The sequence below is a fragment of the Tsukamurella ocularis genome, assembly GCF_965138335.1.
Lineage (GTDB): Bacteria > Actinomycetota > Actinomycetes > Mycobacteriales > Mycobacteriaceae > Tsukamurella > Tsukamurella ocularis_A.
This window is the reverse complement of sequence record NZ_CBCSDV010000065.1, coordinates 1-6,163: the sequence shown is the minus strand read 5'-3', so window position 1 is coordinate 6,163 and position 6,163 is coordinate 1. Positions and strand designations below refer to the sequence as shown.

Sequence of the window (6,163 nt, the reverse complement as noted above, 5' to 3'; positions counted from 1 at the left end):
GCCCCGGACGCCGCCGGCGCGCGCGGGCCGTTCGCCGGCATCGATCGCCGGCTGCGGGACGGGCTCGTCGCCGCGCACTGGATGTCGGACGTGCACACCCGGATCGGGCTGCTCAGCCTGAGCTCCCCGCACGCGCTGCCGCAGGTCCTCGACCTCCTGCACGCGGAGGCGGACGGCCGCGTCGGCATCAGCGCGCCCTTCACGGGGCCGCTCGGCGCGCGTGACGCGCTGCGCCAGGCGGAGCTCGCGATGGCCAGCCTGATCCCGGGCGAGGCCGCGACCGAGACCTACGGGCAGTCGGCGCTGCCGCTCGCGCTGGCGCATTCGCCCGCGGCGGCGCGGGAACTGCGGGACGCGGTGCTCGGGCCCGTGCTCGCGCTGCCGGCGGCCGACCGGGACGCGCTCATCGCCACCGTCCGCGCCTGGTTCGACTGCGGCGGATCGCTCGCCGCCACGGCCGCGCGGCTGCACTACCACCGGAACACGATCAACCACCGGCTCCGCCGGATCGAGCAGCTCACCGGCCTCGACCGGTCGGATCCGCGCGCGGCCGCCCAGCTGTACGTCGCGGTGCTCGCGGACCGCTTGTTCGGGCGGGATTAGACCGCGCCGGAGCGCGCGATCAGGCCCGCAGGCACCGCCGTCCACGTATGGTCAGTCATACGACTGACTTTATCGCGGCGCAGCCGCGGAACGGAGAACGCCATGACGGACGACCCCGAGGAGCGCACCGTCGTCGTGGTCGGTGCGGGCATCGCGGGCCTGCGCGCCGCCCTCGACCTGCACCATCGCGGCATCGACGTCCTCGTCCTCGAGGCCGCGCCCCGCGTCGGCGGGCGCGTGCTCACCGAGACCACCGCCCTCGGCAGCCGCGTCGACCTCGGCGGGCAGTGGATCGGGAAGGGGCACCACCGGTTCGCCGCGCTCGCCGCCGAGCACGGCGCGCAGGTGTACGCGATGGAGACGCCGCGGATGCCGCGGCTCGCCGACGGTCCACGCACCATCGGGCTCACCAGCCCCACCGTCGTGCTGGCCGGCGCCGCGCTCGCCGCCTGGGAGGTCCTCGTCCGCGCGGGCGGGCCGCACGTCGGGCGCGACGCCCTGGTCTCCGACCTCCTGCGCCGGGTCCCCGGCCGCGCCCGCCGGCTCCTGCGGGTGCTCTTCGAGATCGCCTCCACCGCCGACCCGGAACGGCTGACCCTCCGCGACTTCGCCGCCGCCGTCCGCACCATGGACGGCCTGTCGACCGCGATGACCACGCGGGGCGGCGCGCAGGACTCCCTCGTCGTCGACGGTGCCGGCACCCTCGCGATCCGGATGGCCGAGCGGCTCGGGGAGCGTGTCCGCACCGAGAGCGCAGTCCTCGCGATCCACCGCGACGAGCAGGGCGCGACGGTGCACACCGCGACCGGGACCGTCCGCTGCCGCCGCGTGGTGGTCACCGCTCCCCCGCCCGTCGCGGCGGCGATCGGGCACCGCCCCGCCCTGCCCACGGAGCGCCTCCGCGCCGAGCGCGGCACGTACATGGGCTCGGTCTACAAGGCCCTCGCCGTGTACGAACGGCCCTTCTGGCGCGAGCGCGGGCACGCCGAGATGATCGCGATCGACGCCCCGGGCGTGGGCGTCTTCGACACCTCGCCACCGACGGCAGACGGTCCCGGGCACCTGTGCCTGCTCGTCGGCGGCACCGACGCGCGCACGCTCGACGAACTGAGCCCGGCGGACCGTCGGGACGCGCTGCTCGGGCGCCTCGCCCACCACCTGGGCGACGGCGTGCGCAGCCCGGCGAGCTGGCACGAGAAGTCCTGGCACCTGGACGAGTACGTCGGCGGCGGTTACCTCGCCCTCCCCGATCCGGCGGCCGGGGCGATGCCCTTCCCGCTCGGGCACGCGCCCGCCGGCACCGTGCACTGGGCGGGGACGGAGACGGCGGGCGAGCACGCCGGGTACATCGAGGGTGCGCTCGAATCGGGTGAGCGGGTGGCCGAGGAGGTCGCGTCGGCACTACGGTGATGCACCGAGGAGGTGCCCCCGAATGAAGCCCGCGTTCCGCGATCGCCTCGCGCACGCAGTCCAGGCCCTGACCGGCCGGAACGCCGCCACCGTCGACACCGCCGGAATGCCGGTCCTGACGCCGCTGCAGCCCGTCGACCTCCGCGACAACGAGACCGTCGGCGAGGTCCTCGAGGTCGCGATGAAGGTCGGCGAGGTGCTGCTGGACTCCGGCACCGGCGCCGTCGACACCGAGGCGCAGGTGCGGTACGTCGCCGCGACGTACGGCATCGACGACGTGACCGTCACGGTCACGTACAACGCGATCACCGTGAGCGTGCAGCGCGGGCGCGGCCTGCCCCCGTCGACCTACATCCGCACGGTGAGTCACCGCTCCCTCGACTACACCCGGCTCTCCCAGGTCGACACCCTCGTGCGGCGCATCGGCCGCGGCCGGATCCGGCCGGACCAGGCGCTCACCGCGCTGGAGTCGATCAACACGGCGGGGCACCCGTACCCGCGCGCCGTCGCGACCTTCGGCTGGGCCGTGATGGCCGGCGCCCTCACGCTGCTGCTCGGCGGCAAGCCCACCCTGGCCGGGGTGGCGTTCGTGACCACGGCGCTGATCTACGTGGTCAACGTGCGGCTGAGCAACTGGGGGCTGCCCTACTTCTTCCAGCAGGTGGTGGGCGGTTTCCTCGCGACCCTGCCGGCCGCGTTGATCTACCGGTTATCGATCGAGTTCGGCTGGGACGTGCAGCCCTACCGGGTGATCGTCGCGGGCATCATCGTGCTCATGGCAGGGCTCTCGCTCGTGGGCTCGGTGCAGGACGCCATCACCGGCGCGCCCGTGACCGGCGCGGCGCGCTTCTTCGAGGTCGTGGTATTCACGGGCGGAGTGGTCGCCGGCGTGGGCATGGCGCTGCGGGTCACCAGCGAGCTGGGCGCGACGCTGCCGCCGCTGCAGCAGCAGCCGTTCGACTACGCGCCACTGCCGATCCTGGTCGCCTCCGGCGGCGTCGCCGCGGCGGCCTTCGCGCTCGCCGGGTACGCGCAGATCCGGGCGCTCACCGCGTCGTTCCTCGCGGGCTGCGCGGGCGCGCTCGTCGCGGGGTCGATCCTCAACCTGGGCCTCGGGCCGATCGTCTCGTCGGTGGTGGCCGCCACGGTCGTCGGACTGGCCGGCGGTCTCCTCGCCCGACGGGCCGTGGTCCCCCCGCTCATCGTCGCCGTCGCGGGCATCACGCCGCTGGTCCCGGGCCTCGCCGTGTACCGCGGCCTCTCCGAGCTGATGGAGGGGCAGACCACCTCGGCGTTGACCAACATGGCGACGGCGCTGACCGTCGGCTGTGCTCTGGCCGCGGGCGTCACGCTGGGCGAATGGGTGGCCCGCACGCTGCGCCGCCCGCAGCTCCCGCCCACCCTGCGGCCGCACATCGGGGGCATCACCTTCCGCCGGGTCCGCGACTGAAACGTTTCGCGGGTAAACTGTCGGTGCTCGTCCATTCCCGAACGAAGGTGCGTTCATGCCCCCGAAGACCACGCAGGACATCAGCGAAGACGAACTCGAGCCCGTAGCGGACGAGACGGCTTACCAGGCCCAGCGGGTCGTCGCTGCGTACGCGACGGACGCCGACGAGTGCCGGATGCTGCTGTCGATGCTCGGCATCGGCCCCAAGGAGGCGTAAACCGCTCATGGCCGCTACGGCGTTCGGAACATCTGATTTCATCGTCGTGGCGAACCGGCTCCCGGTCGACGTCGTGAAGGCGCCCGACGGGTCGCTGACGTGGAAGGAAGCGCCCGGCGGGCTCGTCACCGCGCTCAAGCCGATCCTCAGCGCCCGCAACGGCGCGTGGGTCGGCTGGCCCGGCGCCCCCGACGTCGGCGACGGCCCCATCGAGGGCCAGGACATGCTCCTCGTCCCGGTGAAGCTCAGCGCCCAGGAGGTGCAGGAGCACTACGAGGGCTTCTCGAACGGCAGCCTGTGGCCGCTGTACCACGACGTGATCGTCAAGCCCGAGTACCACCGCGAGTGGTGGAACACGTACGTCGAGGTCAACCGGCGCTTCGCCGAGGAGACCGCCAAGGTCGCCGCCGAGGGCGCGACCGTCTGGGTGCAGGACTACCAACTGCAGCTGGTGCCCAAGATGCTGCGGATGCTGCGGCCCGACGTCAAGATCGGGTTCTTCCTGCACATCCCCTTCCCGCCCGTCGAACTGTTCATGCAGATGCCGTGGCGCCGCGAGATCATCGAGGGCATCCTCGGCGCCGACCTCGTCGGCTTCCACCTGCCCGGCGGCGCCCAGAACTTCCTGTACCTCGCCAGCAAGCTGGCCGGGTACGCCACCAGCAAGAACTCGATCGGGGTGCGCTCCAAGTTCGGCATCGTCACCGTCGGTTTCCGCTCCGTGCGGGTGGGCGCCTTCCCCATCTCGATCGACTCCGCCGACCTCTCTGCCACCGCCAAGCTGCCCGAGACGAAGCAGCGCGCGCGGGCGCTGCGCAAGGAGCTCGGCACCCCCGAGAAGATCCTGCTCGGCGTCGACCGGCTCGACTACACCAAGGGCATCGACGTGCGGCTGCGGGCGATCGGCGAGCTGTACGCCGAAGGACGCCTCGACCCGGAGCGGCACGTCTTCGTGCAGCTGGCGACCCCGTCGCGCGAGCGGGTGGAGTCCTACAAGGTGATGCGCGACGACATCGAGCGACAGGTCGGGCGGATCAACGGCGACTTCGGTCGCGTCGGCCGCCCCGTGGTGAGTTACGTGCACCGGCCCGTGCCGCGGCGCGAGCTGCTGGCCTTCTTCGCCGCCGCCGACGTGATGCTCGTGACGCCGCTGCGCGACGGCATGAACCTCGTGGCCAAGGAGTACATCGCGTGCCGCAACGACTCGTCGGGCGCCCTGGTGCTCAGCGAGTTCACCGGCGCCGCCGCCGAACTCCGCCAGGCCTACCTGTGCAACCCGCACGACCTCGAGGGCGTGAAGAACGCCATCGACGAGGCCGTGCACCAGGACGCCGAGGACGGCAAACGCCGTATCCGCTCGATGCGCCGCCAGGTCCTGCAGTACGACGTCGATCGCTGGGCCCGCTCGTTCCTGCAGACCCTCGCCGGCACCGTCGACGAGACGCCGGCATGACGCTGCCCGACGGTCTCGCCGCGGCGCTGGCCCGGTTCGCCCGGCTCGGCACCGTGCTCGTGGCCAGCGATTACGACGGGGTGGCCGCCCCGATCGTCGCCGACCCCGCGGCCGCCTTCCCCCTGCCCGGGACCGTCGCGGCGCTGGAGGCCCTCGCCGGGCTGCCCGGTACGACGGCGGCGCTCGTCTCCGGCCGCGACCGCGCGACGCTGGGCCGGTTGTCCGGCGCCGGCGACGGCGTCGTGACCGTCGGGAGCCACGGGGCCGAGTGGGCCGAGGGCTTCGAGGGCGCGCTCACCGCCGACCTGCGGGAGCTGCGGTCGACGGTGCTCGCCGGCCTCACCGCCGTCGCCGAGCGCTTCCCCGGCGCGGCCGTCGAGCCCAAGCCGCTGGGCGCCGCCCTGCACGTGCGCAACGTCGTGGATCCGTCCGCGGGGCCGGTCGCGCTGGAGGAGGCCCGACGGGGCCCCGCCGCCCTGCCCGGCGTGCACGCCACCGACGGCAAGGCCGTCCTGGAGCTGACGGTGCTCGACGCCTCCAAGGGGCGCGCGCTGCAGACGCTCCGCGAGCGCACCGGCGCCGCCGCCGTGCTGTACCTCGGCGACGACGTGACCGACGAGAAGGCCTTCGCGGTCCTCACCGGCACCGAGGACGTCTCGATCAAGGTGGGCGACGGTGCCACCGCCGCCCGCTTCCGCGTCGACGGGCCCGCCGACGCCCGCGCGGTCTTCGAGGAGCTGCTGGCGCTGCGTCGCGGCTGATCCGATACCGCCGCCGCGCTCTCGGGAGCTGCTGCGAGTGCGGATGCGGGCACGACGCAGGGCGTTGTGTCGCTACGAACAGCCACGCGCAGCACGCATGACCTGAATCATCGCAGCTCAGAGGCATTTTCCAGCGGCGGAGCCATGCGTGCCGCGCATGAGCCACGATCGCGCGGGCCGGGCGCATGTGCGCTGCCGCTGCCGGCACATCCTCGTGCCGAGCGCCCACCCGCCGGCCTCCCCCCGCGCAGCGTGTTCGTCCCCCGCGC

6 protein-coding genes are annotated in these 6,163 nt (G+C 73.5%); all 6 read left to right on the top strand.

The annotated features are described in order from the left end of the window. Positions 1-603 (top strand): PucR family transcriptional regulator (locus tag ACNAYW_RS24565; RefSeq protein WP_415852216.1); only part of this gene is annotated, 603 nt, incomplete at its 5' end. Positions 604-705: 102 nt separating this feature from the next. After that, positions 706-2,013, top strand: a complete 1,308-nt coding sequence (locus ACNAYW_RS24560; protein ID WP_415852215.1) for a flavin monoamine oxidase family protein — start codon at positions 706-708, stop codon at positions 2,011-2,013. A 22-nt stretch (positions 2,014-2,035) separates the two neighbouring features. Then, positions 2,036-3,463: a threonine/serine exporter family protein gene (locus tag ACNAYW_RS24555; protein ID WP_415852214.1), complete on the top strand. Its 1,428-nt coding sequence runs from the start codon at positions 2,036-2,038 to the stop codon at positions 3,461-3,463. A 55-nt stretch (positions 3,464-3,518) separates the two neighbouring features. Further along, the gene (locus tag ACNAYW_RS24550; RefSeq protein ID WP_415852213.1) at positions 3,519-3,680 is read left to right on the top strand and encodes a hypothetical protein; all 162 of its coding nucleotides are present in this window, start codon (positions 3,519-3,521) and stop codon (positions 3,678-3,680) included. A 7-nt stretch (positions 3,681-3,687) separates the two neighbouring features. Then, on the top strand, positions 3,688-5,133 hold the full coding sequence (locus ACNAYW_RS24545; RefSeq protein WP_415852212.1) for an alpha,alpha-trehalose-phosphate synthase (UDP-forming): 1,446 nt from the start codon (positions 3,688-3,690) through the stop codon (positions 5,131-5,133). After that, positions 5,130-5,894, top strand: a complete 765-nt coding sequence (gene otsB / locus ACNAYW_RS24540) for a trehalose-phosphatase (protein ID WP_415852211.1) — start codon at positions 5,130-5,132, stop codon at positions 5,892-5,894. Before ACNAYW_RS24545 ends, otsB begins: the two co-directional genes overlap by 4 nt. Positions 5,895-6,163 lie beyond the last annotated feature (269 nt).

Excerpts from the sequence above, each read along its gene's own strand:
- otsB (WP_415852211.1), top strand. The coding sequence starts at position 5,130 with ATGACGCTGCCCGACGGTCTCGCCGCGGCGCTGGCCCGGTTCGCCCGG.
- ACNAYW_RS24560 (WP_415852215.1), top strand. The coding sequence starts at position 706 with ATGACGGACGACCCCGAGGAGCGCACCGTCGTCGTGGTCGGTGCGGGC.
- ACNAYW_RS24545 (WP_415852212.1), top strand. The coding sequence starts at position 3,688 with ATGGCCGCTACGGCGTTCGGAACATCTGATTTCATCGTCGTGGCGAAC.
- ACNAYW_RS24550 (WP_415852213.1), top strand. The coding sequence starts at position 3,519 with ATGCCCCCGAAGACCACGCAGGACATCAGCGAAGACGAACTCGAGCCC.
- ACNAYW_RS24555 (WP_415852214.1), top strand. The coding sequence starts at position 2,036 with ATGAAGCCCGCGTTCCGCGATCGCCTCGCGCACGCAGTCCAGGCCCTG.